The 24,323-nt window shown below is 59.8% G+C and carries 22 protein-coding genes; 9 read left to right on the forward strand and 13 right to left on the reverse strand.

Going from position 1 to position 24,323, the window contains the following annotated elements; all coding sequences use genetic code 11:
* The first annotated feature begins 100 nt into the window (after nt 1-100).
* Nucleotides 101-1,411: an MFS transporter gene (locus J1G35_RS09025; RefSeq protein WP_223014718.1), complete on the forward strand. Its 1,311-nt coding sequence runs from the start codon at nt 101-103 to the stop codon at nt 1,409-1,411.
* A gap of 50 nt (nt 1,412-1,461) precedes the next feature.
* Here J1G35_RS09025 and J1G35_RS09030 read toward each other — a convergent pair whose 3' ends face one another.
* Nucleotides 1,462-2,166 carry an SDR family oxidoreductase gene (locus J1G35_RS09030; protein WP_223014719.1) on the reverse strand — a complete coding sequence of 235 codons (705 nt, stop codon included), beginning with the start codon at nt 2,164-2,166 and terminating at the stop codon, nt 1,462-1,464.
* A 102-nt stretch (nt 2,167-2,268) separates the two neighbouring features.
* Between J1G35_RS09030 and J1G35_RS09035 the strand changes: the two genes are divergently transcribed.
* The 3 genes from J1G35_RS09035 to rarD all read left to right on the forward strand — a co-directional run bounded on the left by J1G35_RS09035 (nt 2,269) and on the right by rarD (nt 5,353).
* Nucleotides 2,269-3,171 carry a LysR family transcriptional regulator gene (locus J1G35_RS09035; protein WP_223014720.1) on the forward strand — a complete coding sequence of 301 codons (903 nt, stop codon included), beginning with the start codon at nt 2,269-2,271 and terminating at the stop codon, nt 3,169-3,171.
* 81 nt (nt 3,172-3,252) lie between these two features.
* On the forward strand, nt 3,253-4,263 hold the full coding sequence (locus tag J1G35_RS09040; RefSeq protein WP_223014721.1) for an aldo/keto reductase: 1,011 nt from the start codon (nt 3,253-3,255) through the stop codon (nt 4,261-4,263).
* Between the two features lie 208 nt (nt 4,264-4,471).
* Nucleotides 4,472-5,353, forward strand: a complete 882-nt coding sequence (rarD, locus tag J1G35_RS09045) for an EamA family transporter RarD (RefSeq protein ID WP_223014722.1) — start codon at nt 4,472-4,474, stop codon at nt 5,351-5,353.
* A gap of 7 nt (nt 5,354-5,360) precedes the next feature.
* On the opposite strand, the gene J1G35_RS09050 is transcribed toward rarD, so the two are convergent.
* From J1G35_RS09050 to J1G35_RS09080, 7 genes are all read right to left on the reverse strand, one after another.
* On the reverse strand, nt 5,361-6,110 hold the full coding sequence (locus J1G35_RS09050; protein ID WP_223014723.1) for a molecular chaperone: 750 nt from the start codon (nt 6,108-6,110) through the stop codon (nt 5,361-5,363).
* Nucleotides 6,107-7,156 carry a fimbrial protein gene (locus tag J1G35_RS09055; protein WP_223014724.1) on the reverse strand — a complete coding sequence of 350 codons (1,050 nt, stop codon included), beginning with the start codon at nt 7,154-7,156 and terminating at the stop codon, nt 6,107-6,109. Before J1G35_RS09055 ends, J1G35_RS09050 begins: the two co-directional genes overlap by 4 nt.
* A 44-nt stretch (nt 7,157-7,200) precedes the next feature.
* Entirely contained in the window at nt 7,201-9,885 is a 2,685-nt protein-coding gene (locus J1G35_RS09060) for a fimbria/pilus outer membrane usher protein (protein ID WP_223014725.1), read from the reverse strand.
* A gap of 68 nt (nt 9,886-9,953) precedes the next feature.
* On the reverse strand, nt 9,954-10,745 hold the full coding sequence (locus J1G35_RS09065; RefSeq protein ID WP_262417203.1) for a molecular chaperone: 792 nt from the start codon (nt 10,743-10,745) through the stop codon (nt 9,954-9,956).
* Between the two features lie 93 nt (nt 10,746-10,838).
* Nucleotides 10,839-11,402 carry a fimbrial protein gene (locus tag J1G35_RS09070; protein ID WP_032885692.1) on the reverse strand — a complete coding sequence of 188 codons (564 nt, stop codon included), beginning with the start codon at nt 11,400-11,402 and terminating at the stop codon, nt 10,839-10,841.
* Between the two features lie 234 nt (nt 11,403-11,636).
* Nucleotides 11,637-12,713, reverse strand: a complete 1,077-nt coding sequence (hppD, locus tag J1G35_RS09075) for a 4-hydroxyphenylpyruvate dioxygenase (RefSeq protein ID WP_053129715.1) — start codon at nt 12,711-12,713, stop codon at nt 11,637-11,639.
* Nucleotides 12,714-12,958: 245 nt separating this feature from the next.
* Nucleotides 12,959-13,882 carry a DMT family transporter gene (locus J1G35_RS09080; RefSeq protein WP_223014726.1) on the reverse strand — a complete coding sequence of 308 codons (924 nt, stop codon included), beginning with the start codon at nt 13,880-13,882 and terminating at the stop codon, nt 12,959-12,961.
* Between the two features lie 77 nt (nt 13,883-13,959).
* Here J1G35_RS09080 and J1G35_RS09085 point away from each other — a divergent pair, with 77 nt between their 5' ends.
* From J1G35_RS09085 to J1G35_RS09095, 3 genes are all read left to right on the forward strand, one after another.
* Nucleotides 13,960-14,871 carry a LysR family transcriptional regulator gene (locus J1G35_RS09085; protein WP_053129708.1) on the forward strand — a complete coding sequence of 304 codons (912 nt, stop codon included), beginning with the start codon at nt 13,960-13,962 and terminating at the stop codon, nt 14,869-14,871.
* 44 nt (nt 14,872-14,915) lie between these two features.
* On the forward strand, nt 14,916-16,457 hold the full coding sequence (locus J1G35_RS09090) for an EAL domain-containing protein (protein WP_223014727.1): 1,542 nt from the start codon (nt 14,916-14,918) through the stop codon (nt 16,455-16,457).
* Between the two features lie 198 nt (nt 16,458-16,655).
* On the forward strand, nt 16,656-17,021 hold the full coding sequence (locus J1G35_RS09095) for a histone-like nucleoid-structuring protein, MvaT/MvaU family (RefSeq protein WP_053129702.1): 366 nt from the start codon (nt 16,656-16,658) through the stop codon (nt 17,019-17,021).
* Nucleotides 17,022-17,131: 110 nt separating this feature from the next.
* Here the strand turns inward: J1G35_RS09095 and J1G35_RS09100 are convergent, their stop codons facing one another.
* A complete protein-coding gene (locus J1G35_RS09100; RefSeq protein ID WP_223014742.1) occupies nt 17,132-17,668 on the reverse strand; it encodes a DUF4946 domain-containing protein in 537 nt (178 codons plus the stop codon).
* A 198-nt stretch (nt 17,669-17,866) separates the two neighbouring features.
* On the opposite strand from J1G35_RS09100, the gene gloA reads away from it, so the two are divergent.
* Entirely contained in the window at nt 17,867-18,388 is a 522-nt protein-coding gene (gene gloA, locus J1G35_RS09105) for a lactoylglutathione lyase (RefSeq protein WP_053129696.1), read from the forward strand.
* A gap of 62 nt (nt 18,389-18,450) precedes the next feature.
* Here gloA and ahpF read toward each other — a convergent pair whose 3' ends face one another.
* The 3 genes from ahpF to J1G35_RS09120 all read right to left on the reverse strand — a co-directional run bounded on the left by ahpF (nt 18,451) and on the right by J1G35_RS09120 (nt 21,776).
* Nucleotides 18,451-20,016, reverse strand: coding sequence for an alkyl hydroperoxide reductase subunit F (gene ahpF / locus J1G35_RS09110; protein ID WP_223014728.1), 1,566 nt, complete (start codon nt 20,014-20,016; stop codon nt 18,451-18,453).
* Between the two features lie 130 nt (nt 20,017-20,146).
* Complete coding sequence (gene ahpC / locus J1G35_RS09115) at nt 20,147-20,710, reverse strand: alkyl hydroperoxide reductase subunit C (RefSeq protein WP_003173835.1); 564 nt, start codon at nt 20,708-20,710, stop codon at nt 20,147-20,149.
* A gap of 133 nt (nt 20,711-20,843) precedes the next feature.
* Nucleotides 20,844-21,776: a site-specific integrase gene (locus tag J1G35_RS09120; RefSeq protein ID WP_223014729.1), complete on the reverse strand. Its 933-nt coding sequence runs from the start codon at nt 21,774-21,776 to the stop codon at nt 20,844-20,846.
* A gap of 170 nt (nt 21,777-21,946) precedes the next feature.
* Here J1G35_RS09120 and J1G35_RS09125 point away from each other — a divergent pair, with 170 nt between their 5' ends.
* Nucleotides 21,947-22,954, forward strand: coding sequence for a DNA-binding protein (locus J1G35_RS09125; RefSeq protein WP_223014730.1), 1,008 nt, complete (start codon nt 21,947-21,949; stop codon nt 22,952-22,954).
* Here the strand turns inward: J1G35_RS09125 and gorA are convergent, their stop codons facing one another.
* Complete coding sequence (gene gorA, locus J1G35_RS09130; protein ID WP_223014731.1) at nt 22,955-24,313, reverse strand: glutathione-disulfide reductase; 1,359 nt, start codon at nt 24,311-24,313, stop codon at nt 22,955-22,957. It lies immediately after the preceding gene.
* Nucleotides 24,314-24,323: the final 10 nt, after the last annotated feature.

Here is a 24,323-nt window from a genome sequence, read left to right on the forward strand (position 1 = left end):
TGCGCAAGCACAAAGACAGCACCCCGCCACGTGACCGAGACTCGTTGGGCGATCAACGTTACCCTCGCATCGCGAAAAATCATAATAAAGAGAGATTCCCATGTCACAGAGCGCCGCTGCCACACTGGCCACCGATGACGATAAAAACGCCATCTACAAGCGCGTTACCCTGCGCTTGATCCCCTTCATTTTCATCTGCTATCTGTTCAACTACCTCGACCGGGTCAACGTTGGCTTTGCCAAGTTGCAGATGCTCGATGCACTGAAATTCAGCGAAACCGTATACGGCCTGGGTGCCGGGATCTTCTTTATCGGCTACGTGCTGTGTGGCGTGCCGAGCAACCTGGCGCTGACCCGGTTCGGTCCGCGGCGCTGGATTGCGTTGATGATGATCGTCTGGGGCACGCTGTCCACCTGCCTGCTGTTTGTCACCACGCCGACGCATTTCTACACCTTGCGCCTGTTTACCGGTGCGGCTGAAGCCGGCTTCTTCCCCGGTGTGGTGCTGTACCTCTCGCAGTGGTTCCCGACGTTCCGCCGTGGGCGGATCATGGCGCTGTTCATGTCGGCGATCCCGGTGTCCGGTTTGCTTGGTAGCCCGTTTTCCGGCTGGATCCTCAACCACTTCGCTGCCGGCCAAGGTGGCTTGGCGGGCTGGCAGTGGATGTTCCTGCTGCAAGGCATCCCGACGGTGATCCTCGGCGCCCTCGCCTACTTCCTCCTCAGCGACAGCTTTGCCCACGCCAAGTGGCTCAAGCCCCACGAGCGCGCAGTGCTGGAAGCCGACCAGGCCACCGACCTGGCGAACAAGCCGAAAACCAGCACCGATTCACTCGGTGAAGTGTTCAAGAACCCGGCGATCTGGGCATTCGGACTGATCTACTTCTGCATCCAGAGCGGCGTGTACGCCATCAACTTCTGGCTGCCGTCGATCATCAAGAACCTGGGCTTCAGCGATAACCTGGTGATCGGCTGGCTCAGTGCGATTCCGTATCTGCTCGCCGCCGTCTTCATGCTGCTGGTGGGTCGCTCGGCGGACTTGCGCAAAGAGCGCCGCTGGCATCTTGTCGTGCCGATGTTGATGGGCGCCATCGGCCTGGTGATCGCTGTGAACTTCGCCACCACGCCGGCTATTGCCATCCTCGGCCTGACCATCGCCACCATGGGCGCCCTCACCGGCCTGCCGATGTTCTGGCCGGTGCCGACCGCCATGCTCAGTGCCGGTGCAGCGGCCGGTGGCCTCGCGCTGATCAACTCCATGGGCCAGATGGCCGGCTTCCTCAGCCCGTATATCGTCGGTTTTGTGAAGGATGCCACCGGATCCACGGATGTGGCGCTGTACCTGCTGGCGGCGGTGATTGTGGCGGGTAGCGTATTGGCGTTGCGGATGACGCGGACCTTGAAGGTATAACGCGGTACATGTGGGAGGGGTTTGCCCCCCCTCCCACAATCAGTCCGTGTTTACAGCAGCCCGCCGCCGTCGATATCAATGACAGCACCGGTCATGTAGCCATTTTCCATGGCCAGCACATACCCCGCCGCCACTTCCTCTGCCTGCCCCACGCGCCCCACCGGCAACGCGCCACCCGCCTTGGCAAACATCGCCACGCGCTGGTCCTCGGCCAACCCCGCATACGCCGGGGTATCAATCACGCCGGGACTCACCACGTTGACGCGACGCGGCGCCAACTCCTTGGCCAACTGCTTGCTCAGGGCTTCAGTGGCCGCGTTGATACCGACTTTGATGAACTGGCCCGGCGCCAATTTGCGCCCCAGTTGCCCGGACGTCAGGCTGATGCTGCCGCGCTCATCGAGGAAAGGCAGCGCCTGTTGGATCGCCCGCAGCGCCCCCCAGAGTTTCACGTTGAAGTTATCCTGAGCCTCGTCCAGATCGGTTTCGCTCAAGGTCTTGGCGCGCACCGAGGGGCCGGAGGTGTACACCAGATGGTCAAAACGCCCGACGGTCTCGAACAAACGTTGCAGGGAGGCGGCATCGGTGACGTCCACAGGTTCGCTGCGCAGGCCGTTTTCGCTGCCCGACGTCACACGCCGCCCCGCCAATACCACCTGTGCGCCACGAGCGGCGGCGGCCTTGGCCACGGCGGCGCCGATCCCGCTGCTGCCGCCGATCACGATGACTGTTTTACCGTTGAGGGAAGAAGTCATGGAAGAAGTGTCCTGGGTCAGAAAGTGAGCGTTCATCTTCCCAGCTTGGCAATCGGCGAAAAATCCCGGTAAAACGACAAGATCTTTAAAGGATTTTTACAAATGAGCTCAATCCTCGACCTTGAAGTCTTCGTGCGCACCGCCGATACGGGCAGCCTGTCTGCGGCAGCACGCGGACTGGGCCTGACGCCTGCGGCGGCCAGCATCGCCCTCAAGCGCCTGGAAACCCGCCTGGGTATTCGCCTGCTGGCACGCTCCACGCGCAGCATGCGCCTGACCGAAGAAGGCCGGCGGTACCTCGACAGCGTGCGCGAAGCGCTGGCCGCATTGGCCGAAGGCGAGCAAGCGCTCAAGCAGCAGAGCCAGGGCCTGACCGGCCTGTTGCAGTTGGCCGCGCCCTCGGATTTTGGCCGCAATGTGGTCCTGGGCTGGCTGGATGAGTTCAAGCTGGAACACCCGCACATCCGCCTGCAATTGCTGCTTAACGACAGCAATGCCGACCTGTTCCGCGATACCGTCGATATCGCCCTGCGCTTCGGCGTCCCCCGTGACTCCAGCCTGGTGGCGCTGCCGGTGGTGCCGGATCACCAACGCCTGGCCTGTGCGAGCCCCGAATACCTGGCCCGCCACGGTACGCCGCGCACACCGGCGGAGTTGGCGCAGCACAACACGCTGCGGTACATGCGCCAGGGCCGGGCTAACAGCACCTGGTACTTTCGCCAAGGCACCACGTTGCAGGAAGTAGACGTGACCGGCGACTACCTGAGCGATGACGGCGAAATTGTGCGGCGCTGGGCGCTGGCTGGCCACGGCATTGCCTACAAGGCCAACCTGGATATCGCCCGGGATCTCAAGGCCGGACGCCTGGTGCATCTGCTGCCGGACTGGCAGGGAGAACCCACCCCATTCAACCTGATGTGCCCTCATCGCCTGCAGGTGTCGGAGCGGGTGAAAGTGCTGCATCGGTTTCTACAAGTGCGCTGCCAGGCCTTGCTGAGTGCATGAAGAAACACGCGCAGGGCTTGTTCCAGAGCCTGCGAGTCTGGTATTGCATAGGTCACGTCTCACAGCCGCAAGGAGCTTTGCATGATTTACCGCACATTGGGCCAGTCCGGTTTGAAGGTCAGTGCCTTGACCCTGGGCACCATGATGTTTGGCGAACAGACCAACACCGAGGACTCGCTGCGCATCATTGACAAGGCCTGGGACCAGGGCATCAACTTTATCGACACGGCGGACGTGTACACCGGCGGGCGCTCCGAAGAACTGGTGGGCGAGGCCATTGCCCGCAATCGCCAGGACTGGGTGGTGGCGTCCAAAGTCGGTTTCGGCCCACCGGACGGCCTGCCCAACCGCAGCGGCTTGAGCCGCAAGCGGATTTTCAACGCGCTGGAAGCCAGCCTGACCCGGCTCGACACTGATTACCTGGACATCTACTACCTGCACCGCGAAGACCACAACACACCGCTGGACGTCACGGTATCGGCCATCGGCGACCTGATTCGCCAGGGCAAGATCCGCTACTGGGGCCTGTCCAACTATCGCGGCTGGCGGATTGCCGAGGTGATCCGCATCGCCGAGCGCTTGGGCGTCGACAAGCCGGTGATCAGCCAGCCGCTCTACAACATCGTCAACCGTCAGGCTGAAGTCGAGCAGATCACTGCCGCCGCCGCGTACGGCCTGGGCGTGGTGCCTTACAGCCCACTGGCGCGTGGCGTACTCAGCGGTAAATACGCGCCGGACGTCACCCCGGAGGCCGGCAGCCGCGCGGCACGCCAGGACAAGCGCATCCTGGAAACCGAATGGCGCATGGAATCGCTGCGTATTGCCCAGCAGATTCAGCAATACACCCAGGCGCGCGGTGTGGGGATTGTCGAGTTTGCCATTGCGTGGGTACTGAACAACGCGGCGGTGAGTTCGGCGATTGTCGGGCCGCGCACCGAGGCGCAGTGGGATGCCTACACCGGCGCACTGGACGTGAAGATCACGGCTGAGGATGAGGCGTTTATCGATTCGCTGGTGACACCGGGACATTCGTCTACGCCGGGGTTCAATGATGTGGGCCACTTTGTCTCGGGCCGGGTGGCGCGCGCTTAGGCTGATTGGCCAAGTTAGGGGTGCGGAGCGGGCTTACTGTGGCGAGCGGGCTTGCCCCGCGTTGGGCTGCGCAGCAGCCCCAATAACTGGCGACGAGGTTTGCCTGGAAAAACGCCCCAAAATAGCGCACCCCTCCGGCTTCAAAAGCACCATAATCCCCTCTTGAAATCCCCCCTACTGTTTTGAAATCGGTTTTCGCGAGGACAGCGTGTCTAAAGGTGTTGTGTTATCGGTGTCGGCCTCGGTGTTGTTTGCCGTGATGTATTACTTCACGTCATTGCTGACGCCATTGAGCGGGCTGGAAATTTTCGGCTGGCGCATGTTGCTGACCGTGCCGTGCATGACCGTCTTCATGATCGTCAGCGGCGAGTGGCGGCGAGTGTGGGATTTGTTGCGCAGGCTCGCGGCCCAACCCCGGCTGATCGTCGGTGTGGTGCTGTCTTCCGCCTTACTGGGCGTGCAGTTGTGGTTGTTCATGTGGGCGCCGCTGAACGGCCGCAGCCTGGATGTGTCGGTCGGTTATTTCCTGCTGCCGCTGACCATGGTGCTGACCGGGCGCCTGGTATGGGGCGAACAGTTGTCCTACCTGCAAAAGATCGCGGTGTTTTTTGCCGGCCTCGGGGTACTCAACGAGTTGTTCCAGGCCGGCGGGTTCTCCTGGGCGACGCTGGTGGTGATCATCGGTTACCCGCTGTATTTCATTGCGCGCAGATACCTCAAGACCGACCACCTGGGCGGACTGTGGCTGGACATGGCGCTGATGCTGCCGGTGGCCTGGTGGTTTGTGCAGAGCGGCGAACAGGGCTTTGCGGTGATGGATGCCCACCCCAAGTTGTATGCGCTGATCCCGATACTGGGCCTGATCAGCGCCTCGGCATTGGTGAGCTACATCATCGCCAGCCGCCTGCTGGCGTTCAGCCTGTTCGGACTGCTCAGTTATGTCGAGCCGGTGCTGTTGCTGGTGGTGGCGCTGCTGCTGGGTGAAGGCATCAAGGCCGGCGAATGGTTGACCTACATCCCGATCTGGATCGCAGTCATGGTGCTAGTGTTCGAAGGGTTCAAGCACCTGGTACGCCAGCGCAGGGCTTGACCGGTCTTCACTTGGAATTGCCCAACAGCGCCGAATGCGTTTGGGTTGCACCCTGATCGTCGAGGGTGGTGAAGCGCAGTGCAGCGCTGCCCGCCCCGCCGTGGGGCAGCCTTGGCATCGCCACGACGGCGTTGGATCGAGGCGCGATCATCGGTGGGTCTTCGCTGTGGTATTCAACGCCTTCGAGCGTTACAACGATGCCGGACAGCGTGACGTGGTAATCGCCGGGATTATTCACGTGTAGCGTCGACTCATCCCCGGTAACTAGCTGCCATTGCAAGGCATTGCCCGAGCCTGCCGCCGAACCCGTTAGTTGGCTCGGCCGCAAGAACAATTTAACCCGCGTACGAAATGCCAGATTCACCTGGTTATTTTGCACAGCGGACTCGCCTGTCGGCCTGATCGCAAGCACGTTGAGCCAATACACTGATTCCAGGTCCTCGTTCGTGTGTGAAGACGATCGATGGAGCACGCGCAGCGCTCGTCCACTGCCGGCCTCCATGCGGAAAATCGGTTGAGTGACAGTGAACGGCACATCACTGTTTTCAGGTGACGCCTCGCTATCGTTGGCGTCGATCCATACCTGCACCAGCCGCGGGCCATCCGCTTCATTGGTGAGGTTGACCGTTACTTCGCGGGCCTGAGCGGGATAGATCACTCGGGTACGGTCGATGACGATTTCACCCTGAACCAGAGGCACCTGCAGCGCTATCAGCAGCCCTATCACGTTGAGCCTTCGCAGGAACGTCCGGCTCATCGGTAACTCATCGTGAACGTTGCCACGCCATTTGCACTGCCTGGCGCGATCGTCTGTTGTGTCTGGATATAGCGCGCAGTCAGCGGAATTTGCACCGTAGCATTGCCCGTCGTACCCACCCGCCATTGATTGGTGTTGCCCACGCTTGAGGAGTCCGCACCGTAACGAACCAGAATGTTGCCGCTGCGTACCAACTGCAGGGCCACGCCCTTGGCCTGGGAACTTGCGGTCAGGGACAGCACATCGCTGCGATTCGAGCGGGTGGTATGGTCAGTGACGGTGATAAACACATCACGCGTGCCCCCGGTGCCGCCTTCGCAGAAGAGCGTGATATTGCGGGTTACGCTACCGGCGTGACTGCCGACGCCACGGAACGCCGTAACCGGTACGCTTCCCAAAGGCATCGCGATGGAGGGCGTCGAAACCCGGCAGGTCGGCTTGAGCGGTGGGCTAATGATCAGCGCCTGCATATTGACCGGGTGATACCCAGGCGCTGAGGTATTGGTATTTTGCACCCTGTAATGCGCGACAGTGCGTGTGGGCACAGTCCCCGGAGAAATCGCCCCTCCCGTGGCCACCAGGTAAAGCCGTCCCTGCAGGCCCCAAACAACTGGCTTGGGATACTTCACCCTGAGCAGTGATGCTGCCGATTGGCCGACGGCGGCGAAGCCATGATTCGGGTCGCGGGCCATCATTGCAAACCCAACCCCGGGCACGCCTGTGGCGAACACTGGCATGGACACACCGTTGGCGTTGAATGTCCTGCCAGTGGAGCTGGAGTTGACCGCGTTGATCGTCGCCGTTACCCAGTGGAAATCGCTCCAGAAGTTGTAACGGCACTGCATGACACTTGCCGGTGCATTGAAGGGATAGCCTCCCGGCAAACCGATCACTTGCCCGACCTGAGGGTTGGTCGGGGGGATGATGGGAGCAATGTTGATCGCCGTTGCCCCTTGCGGATAACAATCCCCACCTGAAAAAGCATGCGCTTGCATCGCTAGCATCCAGCCGCCCAACGTCGAGGCAGCAAGCCAAGATAAGTTCATACAAAAGTCCTCTGCTGGTGCCCCACAGATGTGGCACCGAATATTCACGGGTGCCGTTCAATACTGCCGGCTACTTGGCGAACCGAGCTGGGTACGCACAACCCTTGGAGATAGTCGACGTCTTGCTGGCGGCTGTTCGCTGCATGCGCAGCCATCTGATAGTGGACGTCGCATCGTTCAGAAATTTTTTCACCCCATTTGACGATCAACGTGCCGGCAGCCGGGATATCGCGCACAAAAGCTTTGCTGGCTTGGCCCACTACGCCGACTTCCAGGCCTTGCTGGTCCAGAACCTGAGCCGCAAATGGCAGCGGCTTACCATTCTGCTGTTTGGCCTGGACGATCACCGCCCGCCCGCTGACGGTCTTGAACTCCACCAATTGCACTGCACCGAGGGTTGGAACGATATTCAGGCTCGACTCTTGAAGCTCCACATCCATGGACATGCCTTGCGGATCAACACTCACCGTATTGTTTTGGAACGCCCTGAGTGAAGGAACCACGGCATAGCCGCTGCTATTGATGCGTGTGACACCGTCGTGGCCCAACACTGCGCCTTCGGCATCCGGCACATGAACCAGCGCCGAGGCCTCTCCCAGGCTTTGCGAAAACGTAACGCCCCCGGCGTGAGCGACGACGCCCCCATCGGCGCCAAATGAAAGCTGCGATCTGTCGTGGCTCTGGCCATAGCCCGCACGCACGCTGGCGGAGCCGGTGCGGTACCCAGCATGGGTGTTAAGTTGCCTGGAACCCGAGTGATCACTGGTCGCGCGGCTGGCGGAAACACCGTAGTCGAACTCGGCGTTCTCGCCCAGGAAGCCGTTGATGCCCACCTGCTGCTGGCTGCCCCGTGTATCGCCGGTGTCCCGAGACAGCGAAGTATTGATGGTCGGCGACCTCGGCTCGCTCCCCAGCGGCATCGATAGCGTCAGCATGTAGCGGTTATCGATACGCCCGGGTTGGCCGATGCGCCCGAAAAACACATCGTCACTGAGCTCGCTTTGGGTCAGTTGTCGCGTGTCTTGGACCCTTGAGCGCTGCGCCGAGAGGTTCCAGTTGACCTTGTTCCAGGTCGAGCCGTAACTTGCGGTGAATGAAACCTGGCGCCCTTCCCGCCCGCCCCAATAGTCGACAGAGCTGCCGTACAGGCTCAAGGTGCCTATGCCCAACTGCTGGCTGATGGTCAGGTCGAGCCGGCTTTTTTGCCGGGCATAACCGTTGACATCACCGGACTGGCGGGCGATTTCACGCACATTCAGTGCGTCCGGAAGGTTCAGGTAACCCTCTGTAGAGAACCGGTATGCACCCAGCGCAAAATGCGTACCCGAGGCGGGCAGACTTTTGTTGTAGCCCACGCCCAGGCTTTGGCCGGACAGGCGTCCATGACCAGCTACCTGGGTATGCGAGGTAGCGCCGTCCAACGAGAAGGCACCGATGGACGTATTCAGCGCAATACCGACCTTGCCCTGCTCGTAGCCTTTGGAAAGACTGCCGCCGCCATACACCGTCAAGTCATTGGTCAAGCCGTGTTGCAGAGTGCCTTGAAAGACATTCGCGCCCTTGGCATCGATGCCCTTTTGCTGCACCTCCCCCAAAGTGACGCTGTATTTTGTCGTGTCTGCCCGCAGTAACTCCGGGGCCACCGAGTACGGCACCACGAAGGTGTTTCGACGCCCGTCGACTTCCGTCACGCTGACGATCAAATCACCGCCATAACCCGTGGCATGCAGATCACTGATGACAAAGGGGCCAGGCGCCACTGTCGTCTCATAAATGGTGTAGCCGTTCTGGCTGACCGTGACCGTTGCATTACTGTCGGCGACACCGCGTACCTGCGGTGCATAGCCTTGCTGAGTCTGCGGGCGCATGCGGTCGTCGGTGGCCAGGCTTACACCCCGCACGCGTACCCCGTCGACAATCTGTCCGTTGCTGAAGGTGTCTCCGAGGGTCAGTTGTGACTGCCAGGGGATGATGCTGCGCTGCACATAAGTGGACGTGTTCTGATAAGTCTCAAAGCCTGTGCGGTTGCTCCAAGCCTGGGCGCCCTGGTGCCGCAAGCGCCAGGCGCCCAGATTGATCCCGGCATTGAGGCCCAGGTAAGTGCGACCGTCACCTTCACCTGCCGTGACCGCACTGGTACTGAAGTTGTAATTGAGCAGCCCGGCGGTAATGCCCTCATCCAACAAATCGGGGTCAATGTAGCCGCGCATCGTCCGGTTCATGTAGGCCTGCGGCACGCTGGCGGCCAACTCGAGGGCACCTGAATCGAACGTGCTGGACGCCATCGGAATCCACTGCCCCAGGTCACCGCAATACTGGCCGGCTGCGGCAGGGTTCGCGAGCTCGCGCCCACGGGCATCGGTATCGACTTTATCCATCGCGATACCGATTTTTTCCAATACTTCGCGACTCAAACACGGCTGCGCACCGGTGTTTGCATGGGCCGCGACGAACTCCACCTCCCTGCGTCCCAAGGACTGGCCGTTGACCACGATATCTATGCGGTATAGGCCAGGACTCATCTGGTTGCTGGTATTGAACCGTGATATGTCAACCGACGACGCCAGGCCACTGGAGAACGCGTTCAGATCAAAGCTCAGCTCAGACGCAAGCGCGGCATCGCTTGCGATTACGGCCGCACTCATCAAACCGCCCAACATCATCTTGCGATGCTGGAATGGCAAAATCGGGGCGCAACGATGCACCCGTACTTGGATGTGACTAGGCATAGTTATGACTTCAGTGGACGCTGAGAAATGTACGTTTGCTTGCCATCAGCAACGTTCCGGGGACGTGTTCAGCGATGCAGCACAGCAGGCTGCGCCGATGAAAAGCTGCCGAAATCGTTGATGTAGGTGAAATGCACCCGCGCATCGGCGGGTATTACCTTCGCGGCGTTCGGCACCGGCACCTTCAACGTGCCTCCCGGTTCCACCATCCCCTCCGGCAGGGACAATTTTTCCGCACCGGGATGGGAGCCCATAAGCAGGGCAATGTCATTGAAGGTGACGTGATACGCCGATGGGTTGTGCACCTGTATCACGTTGTCTTGGGCGACCGGCTCCAGGGACCAGCGCAACAGCCCTGGCGCCTCCTCGGGTGTTCCAGATAACTGCGCCGGGCGAAAAAACACTTTGGTGCGGATACGGAACGCGAACTTGAAGTGATTCCGCTGGCTGTCTTCCAGCGTGGGATCAAATTCATTGGTAGCGCCAGGCACTTCAAGTACGTTCAACCAGAACAGCGACTCTCTATCCGCTGGCAGCGGTGCCTTGGTGTAGGACAAGCGAATGAACTGGCTTTTGCCGGCGTCCAGGCGAAATACCGGGGGAGACATCACAAAAGGCACGTCGCTCAGTGTCGGCGCGGCCTCGGCATCACCTGCGTCCAGCCACGCCTGGACCAGACGGGGTGCGTGTTTGTCATCATTGGTCACTCGTAGGGTGACCTCGCGTCGCTGCTCGGGGTAAATCTGTCGAGTACCGTCGATAACTACCCCCGCGTGCGCCACATGCGAGGCTATGCCCGAGGCCAAGCTCAGCGCGACCGACACCACGCGATGACGTAAGAACATCAGTAAATCCTGCATCGGGTAATCCTTGAAAACAGTTGTCCTGCGCCCGACCGCAGGGTCGAGCGAGGATCTCAGGCAACAAACGCAATGGTCATCAGCGCGGCTGCATCAAGGAAAGGTGACCGAGTACTGCACGCTGCTGGTGACATTACCCGCGCCTGCCGCTCCGCCGTTGGCGATGTAGCGTGCGTAGAACGGTAAGGTCGCCAGACCATTGGTCACGGTGGCAACGGTTGAGTTGTTACCTACGCGCAAGTCCATTGGCGTGTTGGAAGCGCCATCGAGAATTTGTACCTCCACCCGCGAGGCGGGTGTTGCTGTGGCGGTATTACGCAGGTTGCCGGTTGCCGGGTTGATGCCTGGGCTGGTTGGCTCGTAACGTACGGCGACCTTGGTACCGTTCGGGCATCCGCCCGAGCCGCCCACATAGACAAAGTAGCGCTTGCTGCCGGCCGTATCGCCTGCCGCCTTGAGGGCCGAGGTTTGCACGCGATCAAGAACTACCGGAAAGTTGGCACCTGAACCTGGCGAGGCTCCGGTACCGCCGCTGATGGTGCAGGTAGTGCCACTGACCGAGCCGGTGATCGTGATGGTACCGTCTGCCGCATAAGCGGAGCTGGCAGCGAAGCCGCACAAAGCCAGCACTGCAGCCGCCAGAGTATGTTTTGTCATAATCAGTCTTTCCTTAAAATTTGGGGTCGCGAAACGCACACTTGTGACGCAGGAGAGGATCAGCTCTTGCGTCATCCATGGGTGGGAGTCTCGTAAAACTTTGTTCCACAGCCCCGAGGAATTGTCTGTTGCAAGATCTTTCGGAGGTGTTTGGCAGACAAAAAAAATGCTCCGTACCTTTCGATACGGAGCATGTTCTTGAATCGCCCGAACAGCCTGCCAGGCCTTACATGGTTAGTCGGCGGTCAAGACGCCACGGCGGACTTGATCGCGCTCGATCGACTCAAACAACGCCTTAAAGTTGCCCTCGCCAAACCCATCATCGCCCTTGCGCTGGATGAACTCGAAGAACACCGGGCCCATCAGGGTTTCCGAGAAGATCTGCAGCAGCAGGCGCTTGTCGCCTTCAATGGACGAGCCGTCCAGCAGGATGCCACGCGCCTGCAGCTGATCCACCGGTTCGCCGTGGTTCGGCAGGCGGCCTTCGAGCATTTCGTAGTAGGTGTCCGGCGGCGCAGTCATGAAGCGCATGCCGATCTTCTTGAGTGCGTCCCAGGTCTTGACCAGGTCGTCGGTGAGGAACGCCACGTGCTGGATGCCTTCACCATTGAACTGCATCAGGAACTCTTCGATCTGCCCGGCGCCCTTGGACGACTCTTCGTTCAGCGGGATGCGGATCATGCCGTCCGGGGCGCTCATGGCCTTGGAGGTCAGGCCGGTGTATTCGCCCTTGATATCGAAGTAGCGTGCTTCACGGAAGTTGAACAGTTTTTCGTAGAAGTTGGCCCAGTAGGCCATGCGCCCTCGGTACACGTTGTGGGTGAGGTGGTCGATGACCTTGAGGCCGGCGCCTTGCGGATTACGCTCCACGCCGTCGAGGTAGACGAAGTCGATGTCATAGATCGAGCTGCCTTCACCAAAGCGGTCGATCAGGTACAGCGGCGCGCCGCCGATCCCCTTGATGGCCGGCAGGTTCAGCTCCATCGGGCCGGTCTCGATATGGATGGGTTGGGCCCCCAGTTCCAGCGCGCGATTGTAGGCTTTTTGCGAGTCCTTGACGCGGAACGCCATGCCGCATACCGACGGGCCGTGTTCGGCCGCGAAGTAGGAGGCGATGCTGTTGGGCTCGTTGTTGAGGATCAGGTTGATCTCGCCCTGGCGGAACAGATCAACGTTCTTGGAGCGGTGGGTGGCGACTTTGGTGAAGCCCATGATCTCGAAGATCGGCTCCAGGGTCCCTGGGGTCGGCGATGCGAATTCGATAAATTCAAAGCCCATCAGGCCCATTGGGTTTTCGTATTGGTCAGTCATGTCGGTGCCTCATCATTCTTGTGGGTAGCAAGTGGTTATTTGCGCGCAAGGATGAGGTCGAACGGCGGCGCACAAGACAGGCCTCGCACGCTGCGGGCGAGAAAGTCACCAAAGATGAGGGGGGAGCCGAGTAGCTTCATGATTACATCAGTCTCTGACGGCCGAGGCTTGCGTGAGCGCAAGTCCATATTCTTGTATGCGTAAATCGATTCTACACAGCGTAACTGTATTTGTCCGTACTCTTATCAAATCCCCATTGCCCTGGCCTGTGCAAGGGGTTTGTTGCACAGGTAGATGCCCAGCAGGATGACGGCCCCGCCCACCAGCATGGGCGCGGTCAGTTGCTCGCCCAGCAGCAGCGCACCGCAGATCACGGCGGTCAGCGGGTTGAGGGCGATAAACACGCCGGAGCGCGTCGCGCCGATGCGCCGGATGCCGTCGTAGTAACCGATGTACGCCAGCGCCGAGCCCAAAACGCCCAGGTAGGCCAGGCTCAACCACTGGGTCATCGCTATGTGACCAAGCGCTTCCAGGCTGACGCTTGCCGTGGCCCATGCGCTGATGGTCAGCATCAACGTGCCCAACAGCACCGACCAGGTCACCGTCTGCAATGGCCCCAGGCTTTGGTTGAGCCCACGGGCACACAGCGAATAGACGCCCCACCCTGCCACACAGCCAAGGATCAGTAGGTCGCCGATCCAGGCATCGGCGGTGGCCTGCAACAACTGCGGGTTACGGCTGACAATGACCGTCCCGGCACCGCCCAGGCACAGCAGGATACCCAGCAGCTTGATCCGGCTGAGCCGCTCCTTGAATAACAGCCAGCTCGCCAGGCCGATCACCGCCGGGTTCAACGCGACGATCAGCGAAGCCCGCGACGCATTGATGTACTGCAACCCGTAGAAAAAGCACAGGTTGTAGAAAAAGATCCCGAAGAACCCCAGCACCGCCAATTGCGCAAGCTGCCGAAGGTTCGGGCGTGCCAGGCGAATACGCGCGCAGGCCATGAACAGCAACAACGCCAGGCTGGCGAGGATAAAGCGCAGGCTGGCGGCCAGCAGCGGATTGAGGTGATCGGCCAGGAAGCGACCGGCGACAAAGGTGCCGCCCCAGATCATGGTGACGGCGGCGAGTTTGCAATAAGTCAGGCGATCAGAGGCAGGGCGCATGAGGATGGGCTCAAGGTACGGGAGAATTCGCGTATTCTTCAGCTAATAACCGATCATCGTAAAATGAGCTTTTACTCATGACACTTACCCAATTGGAAATCTTTTCACTGGTTGCCGAGTTGCAAGGTTTCACCAGTGCGGCCCACCGCTTGGGTATCAGCCAATCGGCGGTATCCCATGCCATCAAGGCCTTGGAGCAGGAACTGGGTGTGGAGTTGTTTCGGCGCCATCAGTCGCTGGTAGAACCGAGCGACATCGGCCAGCAATTACTGGGACGTGCGCGTGCCATGCTTGGCCTGGCCAATACCCTGCAACAGGAGGCAGCCGATGCCCGCGGCATGAGGCGCGGTACGTTGCGCATCGGCTCATTCGGACCAACCGCGTCGATTCGCCTGCTGCCCGCCATCCTCAGCGAATTTCGCGCCGCGCATCCGGGGATTGAGGTGCATGTGGACGAAGGCCCCGACCGCCAGGTGCTGCAGTGGCTGGATGAGCGACGGATCGATGTGGGCTTTGTGGTGCTGGAACAGGAGCGCTTTGACACCTTTGACTTGTTCGAGGACCAGATGGTGGCGCTGCTGCCCGCAGATCATCCATTGGCTGCGCGGGACACACTGGCCTTGGAGGACCTGTGTGGCGATGCCTTTATCCTGACCGAAGCCGGCTCCTCGGAGTTGGTCACCCGCCTGTTCGACGCCAGCCAACTGCGGCCAAAGGTCCGTTACCGCTGCGCGCAACTGCTGAGCACCCTGGAAGCGGTCAGCCGCGGGGACGGCCTGAGCATCGTCGCCGAAGCGTCGCTGCCCCAGGCACAGGACTCGCGCTATGTGAGGCGAGCGCTTTCACCCCGAGTCCCGCGCCAGATTGGCCTGGCGGTGCTTGATCGCCGGCAGTCGTCACCGGCCACCCTGGCGTTTATCGAGATTGCGCAAAGCCTGGGTAAGGCGAGCAAATTTCAACCGGGCCATCTATCATCGAAGCATTCCTGACCGGCCTGCCGGTCAACCCCTCTGCGCAAAACGGCCTGGAACTCATGCCCTTCACCGTCAAAGGCCCGCGAAAGCCCTTCACCCGTTACTCGATCAGTGTGCTGTCAGGGTTGCTGCCGATCCTGCTGGGCGTGGTCATCCTGTATTGGCAAGCCGAGCGCACCCTTGAACAAAGCACGGCGCAAACCGCCCAGGAAGCCGTACGTCAATTCGACCTGATGCTCGACAATACCGCCCTCGCCGCCCAGGCCTTGCTGCCACTGGCCGGACAACCGTGTGACAGTGCCGCGCAACTGGCGCTGCGTGAGCAGGTCACGCGCTGGCCGTTTGTGCGGGCGACGATTTTATCCTGGCAGAAAAACATTTATTGCAGCTCGCTGTTCGGCAGCAATTACGAATCGCCGGTGAACCCGGATGACTACGTCGATGGGCGCCTGTGGTTAATGAGCGGCAATCCGGTTACGCCGGATACCGCGTTGTTGGTCTACCGATTGGTCGAAGGCGACAAAGCCGCGTTTGCCTCGATTGACGGCTATCACCTGACCAACGCCCTGCGCCTGATCAGCCGCTATGCGCAGCTTGTACTGCAAGTGGGACCTCACTGGCTCGGCGCCGATGGCAAAGTGCACGAGACCGCAGTCCCGGTATTTGCCGTGGCCCATCATCATCTGGCGTCCGAGCGCTACCCCTACAGCGTCGACGCCGGCATGCCGGCCGGGGAAGTGTGGCGCTATATGCAGGCTCGCTACCCCGCCCTGTTCAGCCTGGTGGTGTTCTTTGGCGTACTCGCGGGGCTGTTTGCGCACTGGCTGCAAAAGCGTTCCTCTGCCCCCACCCATGAGCTGCAACGGGCGCTGGGCGCCAATGAGTTCATCCCGTACTTTCAGCCGGTGGTTCGCGGTGATACCCGCGAATGGGCCGGCTGCGAAGTGCTGATGCGCTGGCAGCACCCCAAGGAAGGCTTGGTCAGGCCCGACCTGTTTATCCCGCTGGCGGAACACTCCGGCCTGATCGTGCCGATGACCCGCGCCCTGCTGCGCCAGACCGCAGCACAGCTGGCGCCCCATGCAACACGGTTCAGCCCTGGGTTCCATATCGGTGTGAATATCACTGCACGCCATTGCCACGACCTTGCGCTGGTGGAGGACTGCCGTGAATTCCTCGCCGCCTTCGCGCCAGGCCAGGTGACCTTGGTGCTGGAACTGACCGAGCGCGAGCTGATCGAGCCCACCGATATCACCCGCAGACTCTTCGATGCGTTGCATGCACTGGGCGTGATGATCGCTATCGATGACTTTGGTACCGGCCACTCCAGTCTGGGTTACTTGCGTAACTTCAATGTTGATTACTTGAAGATCGACCAGAGTTTTGTCGCCATGATCGGTGCAGATGCACTATCGAGGCATATTCTGGACAGCATCATCGAACTCTCCGGCAAGCTGGACCTGGGCGTCGTTGCAGAAGGCGTGGAGACCGCCGAACAGTGTGAATACCTGGCCGCTCATGGTGTGGATTTCCTCCAGGGTTACCTGTTTGGAAGGCCACTACCCTGCGATGAATTCATTAAGACCCTGGCCAGCCATTGAATAGCCACGCACTTGCAGGGTTGAAATAATGTTAATAAGACAAAAGACTTGATTTACTCGTAGCGGATTAACTACTACAATTTTTCTGGCCTGTGCAGAACTCGCAGGACGACTTCTTCTGTGAGTCGCCTTAACGCTATTGGCTTATAGCTTTGTCTGCAGTTGATATCAGCCAACTACACTATTGGAGTACAGATTTTGTCCAGACTCGCCGAATTTCGCGCAGCAGAAAAAGCCCTTCAAGAGCAGCTGGCCCAGCTGGAATCCCTGAAGAACGACGCCGGCCTGAAAAAAGAAATCGAATTTGAAGAAAAGCTTCAAGGGCTGATGAAAACCTACGGCAAAGGCCTGCGTGACATTATCCTGATCCTTGATCCAAACCCGGGCAAGACCAGCGCCGCCACCGCCAGCGCCCCCAAACAGCGCCGCGCGCGGGTGATCAAGGTGTATCACAACCCACATACCGGCGAGCTGATCGAAACCAAGGGTGGCAACCATCGTGGCCTCAAAGCGTGGAAAGAACAGTACGGCGCTGCCACTGTAGATTCCTGGCTTCGCGGCTGATCACAGCGCACTAAAAAAGAGCCCCGCACATGCGGGGCTTTTTATTCAAGGGTTCGAAACTGAACTTAAATAACATTTCATTTTGTTCAAAATCGACAGGCAAGACGCACTTAAAGTTTGAGGCTGTCGCGCACCGAACTGACTTCATCCTTGCTGGCTTCGTAAGCGTCGGCTTGACCCGCGTATGAAAAGACATACGCCTTATCGCTATCAACAGCCCCCACCAATGTTTGTGAAAGCACGTGCCGGCCGTTCTCGGTAATCACACAGGTAGTTTCCACGGCCTCAAGACGACTCAATGTTGTCGGGTGCATCTTGCTGCATACACTTTGGTAACCGCCCCGGGCAAAATCTTTCTGGATGGACTTGCGCATCTCCAGCAATACGCCCTGAAGATTAACGTTATGCCCCGTCGCAATGGGCGTGCCCGTCAACTCCATGACCATCAGGGTGTTGCCATTTTCATCGTTCTTGATTGCACGCTGGCGCGAAACCGGCTGCGGCGTCACTGGCGCTTGCCCGTCGGGCATCACCTCCTCGACTTGCCAGCCGCTGGGCCAATGAATTTCCGGGTCGCCCGCCCACACAATGGGGCTGGCCAACAACAAACACAGAGCACCCAGCAGTGCTGTACGAGATTCGATCATTGCAAAAGACACCCAAGGTTCAAGCGACAAAGTGTGAGCCCCGCCACCTGCCGCTCGCAAGCGCCGCGTGAGCTTTTTCATTTGGCGCAGCAGGCGAGCCTTGCGTATCATGGCCCGGCTGCACGGACGCCAGCCGCAAGCCAAGGGAACGCTCCTCTCACCTGGAGCCGCGTTTGCCCCATTTTTTCTGGAGGGCCCATGAGCCTGCACGAACTGAACACCTTCCCGGGCGTTACCGCCCAACCTGACACCGCCACCTCGAACTTCGTGTTCAACCACACCATGCTGCGGGTCAAGGACATCACCAAGTCCCTGGACTTCTACACCCGCGTCCTGGGTTTTTCCCTGGTTGAAAAGCGCGACTTCCCGGAAGCCGAATTCAGCCTGTACTTCCTGGCCCTGGTGGACAAATCCCAGATCCCGGCCGACGCCGCCGCGCGCACCCAATGGATGAAGTCGATCCCAGGCATCCTGGAACTGACTCACAACCATGGCACCGAAAACGATGCCGACTTCGCCTACCACAACGGCAACACCGACCCACGCGGCTTCGGTCATATCTGCATCTCGGTGCCCGATATCGTCGCCGCGTGCGAACGCTTCGAAGCCCTGGGCTGCGACTTCCAGAAACGTCTGACCGATGGCCGCATGAAAAGCCTGGCGTTCATCAAGGACCCGGATGCGTACTGGGTAGAGATCATCCAGCCAGCGCCGCTGTAAGGTTTAGCGCACAACAAAAAACCCCATGATCACTCATGGGGTTTTCATTTGCGGGCCAGTATTTACGCCGGGGCGGAGGTACGGATCAGGTGATCAAAAGCACTCAGGGAAGCCTTGGCGCCCTCGCCTACTGCGATCACGATCTGCTTGTACGGCACGGTCGTCACGTCACCAGCGGCGAACACACCTGGCAGTGAAGTCTCGCCACGGGCATCGACAATGATCTCGCCACGCGGGGTCAACTCCACAGTGCCCTTGAGCCAGTCTGTGTTGGGCAGCAAGCCGATCTGTACAAAGATACCTTCCAGGTCGATGGTCTTGAACTCGCCGGTATCGCGGTCCTTATAGGCCAGGCCGGTGACTTTCTGGCCATCGCCTTTGACTTCACTGGTCAGCGCGCTGGTGATCACGTCAACGTTAGGCAGGCTGTACAGCTTGCGCTGCAATACCGCATCAGCGCGCAGCTTGCTGTCGAACTCCAGCAAGGTCACGTGGCTGACGATGCCGGCCAGGTCGATGGCCGCTTCAACGCCGGAGTTACCGCCGCCGATCACCGCCACACGCTTGCCCTTGAACAGCGGCCCGTCGCAGTGCGGGCAGAAGCACACGCCCTTGGCCTTGTATTCCTGCTCGCCCGGCACACCCATTTCGCGCCAGCGGGCGCCAGTGGCCAGGATCACCGTCTTGGACTTGAGGGTCGCACCGCTTTCAAAGCGAATTTCGTGCAGGTCACCGGCGTTTTTCGCTGGGATCAGGCTGCTGGCGCGCTGCAGATTCATGATGTCCACGTCGTATTGACGCACGTGGGCTTCCAGGGCGCTGGCCAGTTTCGGCCCTTCGGTTTCCTGTACCGAGATAAAGTTCTCGATGGACATGGTGTCCAGCACCTGGCCGCCAAAGCGCTCGGCGGCAACACCGGTGCGAATACCTTTACGTGCGGCGTAGATGGCGGCTGCGGAACCGGCTGGACCACCGCCGACGACGAGCACATCGAAGGCCTCTTTGGCGCTGATTTTCTCGGCGGCTTTTTCAATCCCGCTGGTGTCGAGCTTGGCGAGGATCTCTTCCAGGCCCATACGGCCCTGGCCGAAGTTCACACCGTTCAAGTAGACGCTCGGCACTGCCATGATCTGGCGCTCGTCGACTTCAGCCTGGAACAGCGCGCCGTCGATAGCAACGTGGCGGATGTTCGGGTTGAGCACGGCCATCAGGTTCAGCGCCTGGACCACGTCCGGGCAGTTCTGGCAGGACAGCGAGAAGTACGTCTCGAAGCTGAACTCGCCTTTAAGGGCGCGGATCTGTTCAATCACTTCGACACTGGCCTTCGACGGGTGGCCACCGACTTGCAGCAGGGCCAGCACCAACGAAGTGAATTCATGACCCATGGGGATGCCGGCGAAACGCAGGCTGATATCGGCACCCGGGCGGTTGATGGAGAACGATGGCTTGCGCGCATCATCGCCATCGGTCTTCAGGGTAATCAGCGTGGTGAGGCTGGTTACGTCCTGCAAAAGGGCAAGCATTTCCTGGGATTTCGCGCCGTCTTCGAGGGAGGCGACGATCTCGATCGGCTGGGTGACCCGTTCCAGGTATGACTTCAACTGAGCTTTAAGATTGGCGTCCAACATACGGGCGATTTCCTATTAATTCGGTTTATTGCAGACAAAAAAACGCCCGAGCGACTCTCGCCCGGGCGTTTTGAGGGCGGATGCAGCTTACTTAAGTGCGGAGTTCCGCCCTTGATACGTCTTCACAGACTTAGATCTTGCCGACCAGGTCCAGGGACGGAGCCAGAGTGGCCTCGCCTTCTTTCCACTTGGCTGGGCAGACTTCGCCTGGGTGGGCAGCCACGTATTGAGCGGCCTTGATTTTGCGCAGCAGCTCGGAAGCGTCACGGCCAACACCACCGTCGTTCAGTTCAACGATCTTGATCTGACCTTCTGGGTTGATCACGAAGGTACCGCGGTCAGCCAGGCCAGCTTCTTCGATCAGTACGTCGAAGTTGCGGGAGATGGTCAGGGTTGGGTCGCCGATCATGGTGTACTGGATTTTGCCGATGGCTGGCGAAGTGTTGTGCCAGGCAGCGTGGGCAAAGTGGGTGTCGGTGGACACGCTGTAGATTTCGACGCCCAGTTTCTGGAATTCGGCGTAGTTGTCAGCCAGGTCTTCCAGCTCGGTTGGGCAAACGAAGGTGAAGTCGGCTGGGTAGAAGAACACCACGGACCATTTGCCTTTCAGGTCAGCGTCGGTCACATCTACGAAGTTGCCGTTTTTGTATGCGGTAGCTTTGAACGGTTTTACTTGGCTGTTGATGATAGGCATCGTTGACTCTCCGTCAGGGGTTAAGAAGTTGATGAGGTGAATCCTACCCACTCTCTCGGCGGATGGCTCATTGGCAAACCTGATGCTGACGATTGGTTTTCCCTATCAGGTGACGGTATTAATAGAAGAAATCTCAAAGCAGCGGTTGAGTGGCCAATGTCATGCCGAGAAAGGGCGTCGCTTCAACATAGCGCATGGCGGATTTCATGTCGCTCCAGCCGACGTAACTCATCAACGACTTCAAGTCCCAGCCGCTGCGATGGGCCCAGGTGGCAAAGCCCCGGCGCAACGAGTGGCTGGTGTATTGCTCGGCGGCGATGCCGGCACGTTCAAGCGCCTGGCGCAGCAGCGGGATCACGCTGTTGGGGTGCAAGCCCTCCTCGCCCAGGTTGCCCCAGCGATCAATGCCCCGGAATACCGGACCGCGCACCAGGGCCGACGCGCTGAGCCATTCGCTGTAGGCCTGCACCGGACACAGGCGTAGCAGTGCCGGGGTGTGATAGGTCTTGCCAAGGTAATCGCGGTCACTTTTGCTGCGCGGCAGGTACAGGCTGATGCCGGCACCGGGCGTGGCTTGCACGTGCTCGACGCTTAATCGACACAATTCATCGCTACGAAAACCGCGCCAGAAGCCCAGCAGGATGAGCGCAGTGTCACGTTTGGCGCGCAGCAATCGGGGTGAGTCCTGCGCCTCGCCTGCCTCGCGCGCTTCCGTTTCAAGGGAAGCCACGACCTGCTCCAGATGCCTGAGCTGCAATGGTTCGGCCTGCTTCTCCTGCGCCGGGTGCACCGCTCGAATCCCTTTAAGCACCTTGCGCACCACCGGCGCTTTCGTCGGGTCGGGAAAGCCCTGGCTGGTATGCCATTGCGCCAAGGCGGAGAGCCGCAGCTTCAGAGTGTTGACCGCCAGCACGCCGGCATGCGCCACCAGGTAACGCGCCACGCTGTCGCTGGTAGCCGGCAGAAATCCGCCCCAACTGACTTCGAAGTGTTCGATGGCCGCACGGTAGCTACGGCGCGTGTTGTCGCGGGTGGCGGCGTTGAGGTAACGATCCAGATCGCTCATGGGAGGCCTATTCGTACTGCTGGCAGAGGTATAAGCGTTGCAGACGCTGATGACACGGGATAATACGCCAATATCCCATCTGTTAAATCATGAATTTAAACGGATTTTTATTCGTGATATGGTACGTATCTACATAATACATACCACAGTACTAAATCGACGGAGACCCCATGGCTCGCGGCGGCATCAATAAAGCAGTAGTTCAAACGGCACGCCTGGCGATCCTTGCCCGCGGCGAGAACCCCAGCATCGACGCGGTACGCATCGAGATGGGCAATACCGGCTCGAAAACCACGATCCACCGCTATTTAAAGGAGTTGGACGACAGCGAAACCCGCCTGACCATCACCGAAGCCCCGATTGACGACGAGCTGGGCGAACTGGTTGCGCGACTGGCCCAGCGCTTGAAAGAAAAGGCTCAAGAGCCGATTGACCTGGCCCAGGCGCAGTTCGAACAGCAAAAAACCGCCCTGCTCGCCCAGATAGAAGCGCTTGAAGAAGCTCACGGCGAACTCAAGCAGCAGTTCGATATCCAGGCCGCCGCCCTGGCAGAGGAAAGTGCCGCGCTGCAAACCGCCAGCACCAGCCTGCAAACCGAGCAAACCCGCAACGCCGGGCTCAGCCAGGCCTGCAGCGATTACGAGCTACGGATCAACGACAAGGACGAACAGATTCGCTCGCTGGAAGAAAAGCACCTGCACGCCCGCGAGGCGCTGGAGCACTACCGCAATGCGATCAAGGAGCAGCGCGAGCAGGAACAGCGACGCCACGAAGGCCAGTTGCAGCAGGTACAGGCAGAACTGCGCCAAGCCCAGCAAAGCGCGATGGTTCGCCAGGACGAGATCACCCAACTGCATCGCGACAACGAGCGGTTATTGATCGAGCATCGAGTGACAGCAAAAGAATTGGCCGCGCTGCAGGAAGACATCCGTAAAGACCGCGCCCAGCAACTGAAACTGAGCGAACAAGTGAGCCAGATCGACAGCGAGCGCACGCTGCTTCAGGAGCGCCTGCGGGTAGCCCTGCTGGAAAATGAGTCACGCCAACAAGCGCTGACTGAGCACGGACACACCAACAAGCGCCTGGAACTGGACCTGATGAAGGCCCATGCCACTATCGAAGCATTGCGCCTGGCCGCCGCCGTTGCAGCGGCGCCAGACACAACACCGCCAGCCTGATCAGTCCGCCACAGGCGTGCGCATGGTGACGAACTCTTCCGCCGCCGTCGGGTGCACGCCGATGGTTTCATCGAAGTGCTGCTTGGTCGCGCCCGCCTTGAGCGCGATCGCCAGCCCCTGGACGATCTCGCCCGCGTCCGGACCGACCATGTGGCAACCCAAGACCTTGTCGGTGTCGGCGTCGACCACCAGCTTCATCAAGGTTTTTTCCTGGCAGTCGGTCAAAGTCAGCTTCATCGGCCGGAAGCGGCTTTCGAAGATCTGCACCGTGTGCCCGTCCTTCTTCGCCTCCTCCTCCGTCAGGCCGACCGTACCGATATTCGGCAGGCTGAATACCGCGGTCGGGATCATTGCGTAATCCACCGGGCGGTATTGCTCTGGCTTGAACAAACGACGCGCTACGGCCATACCTTCGGCAAGCGCCACCGGCGTCAACTGCACGCGGCCGATCACATCACCGATCGCCAGGATCGACGCTTCGGTAGTCTCGTACTGGTCGTTCACCTGGACGAAACCGCGCTCATCCAGCTTGACGCCGGTATTTTCCAACCCCAGGTTATCCAGCATCGGACGCCGGCCAGTGGCATAGAACACGCAATCAGCCTCCAGCACGCGACCGTCTTTCAAGGTGGCCTTGAGGCTGCCATCGGCTTGTTTGTCGATACGTTCGATATCGGCGTTGAATTGCAGGTCGAGGCCGCGCTTGGTCAGCTCTTCCTTGAGGTGCGTACGCACCGAGCCATCAAAGCCGCGCAGGAACAGATCGCCGCGATACAGCAACGAGGTATGCGCGCCCAGGCCATGGAAAATCCCGGCAAACTCAACAGCGATATACCCGCCGCCCACCACCAGCACACGCTTGGGCAACTCTTTAAGGAAAAATGCTTCATTGGAGCCAATCGCGTGCTCACGCCCCGGAATGTCCGGAATCTGCGGCCAGCCGCCGGTCGCAATCAGGATGTGCTTGGCCGTAAAGCGCTCGCCATTGATTTCCACCTGGTGCGGGTCAACCAGGCGCGCATGACCTTCGTGCAGGGTCACGCCACTGTTGACCAGCAGGTTGCGGTAGATGCCATTGAGGCGGTTGATCTCGCGATCCTTGTTGGCGATCAGGGTCGCCCAGTCAAAATTCGCCTCGCCCAGTGACCAGCCAAAGCCGCTGGCCTGTTCGAAGTCTTCGGCGAAGTGCGCGCCGTATACCAACAGTTTCTTCGGTACACAGCCAACGTTAACGCAGGTACCGCCCAGGTAGCGGCTTTCCGCCACGGCCACCTTGGCACCAAAGCCCGCAGCAAAGCGCGCCGCGCGAACACCGCCGGAACCGGCGCCAATTACATACAGGTCAAAATCGTAGGCCATTTCACTCTCC

Origin of the sequence: Pseudomonas sp. SH10-3B, from assembly GCF_019891415.1 — a bacterium.
Lineage (GTDB): Bacteria > Pseudomonadota > Gammaproteobacteria > Pseudomonadales > Pseudomonadaceae > Aquipseudomonas.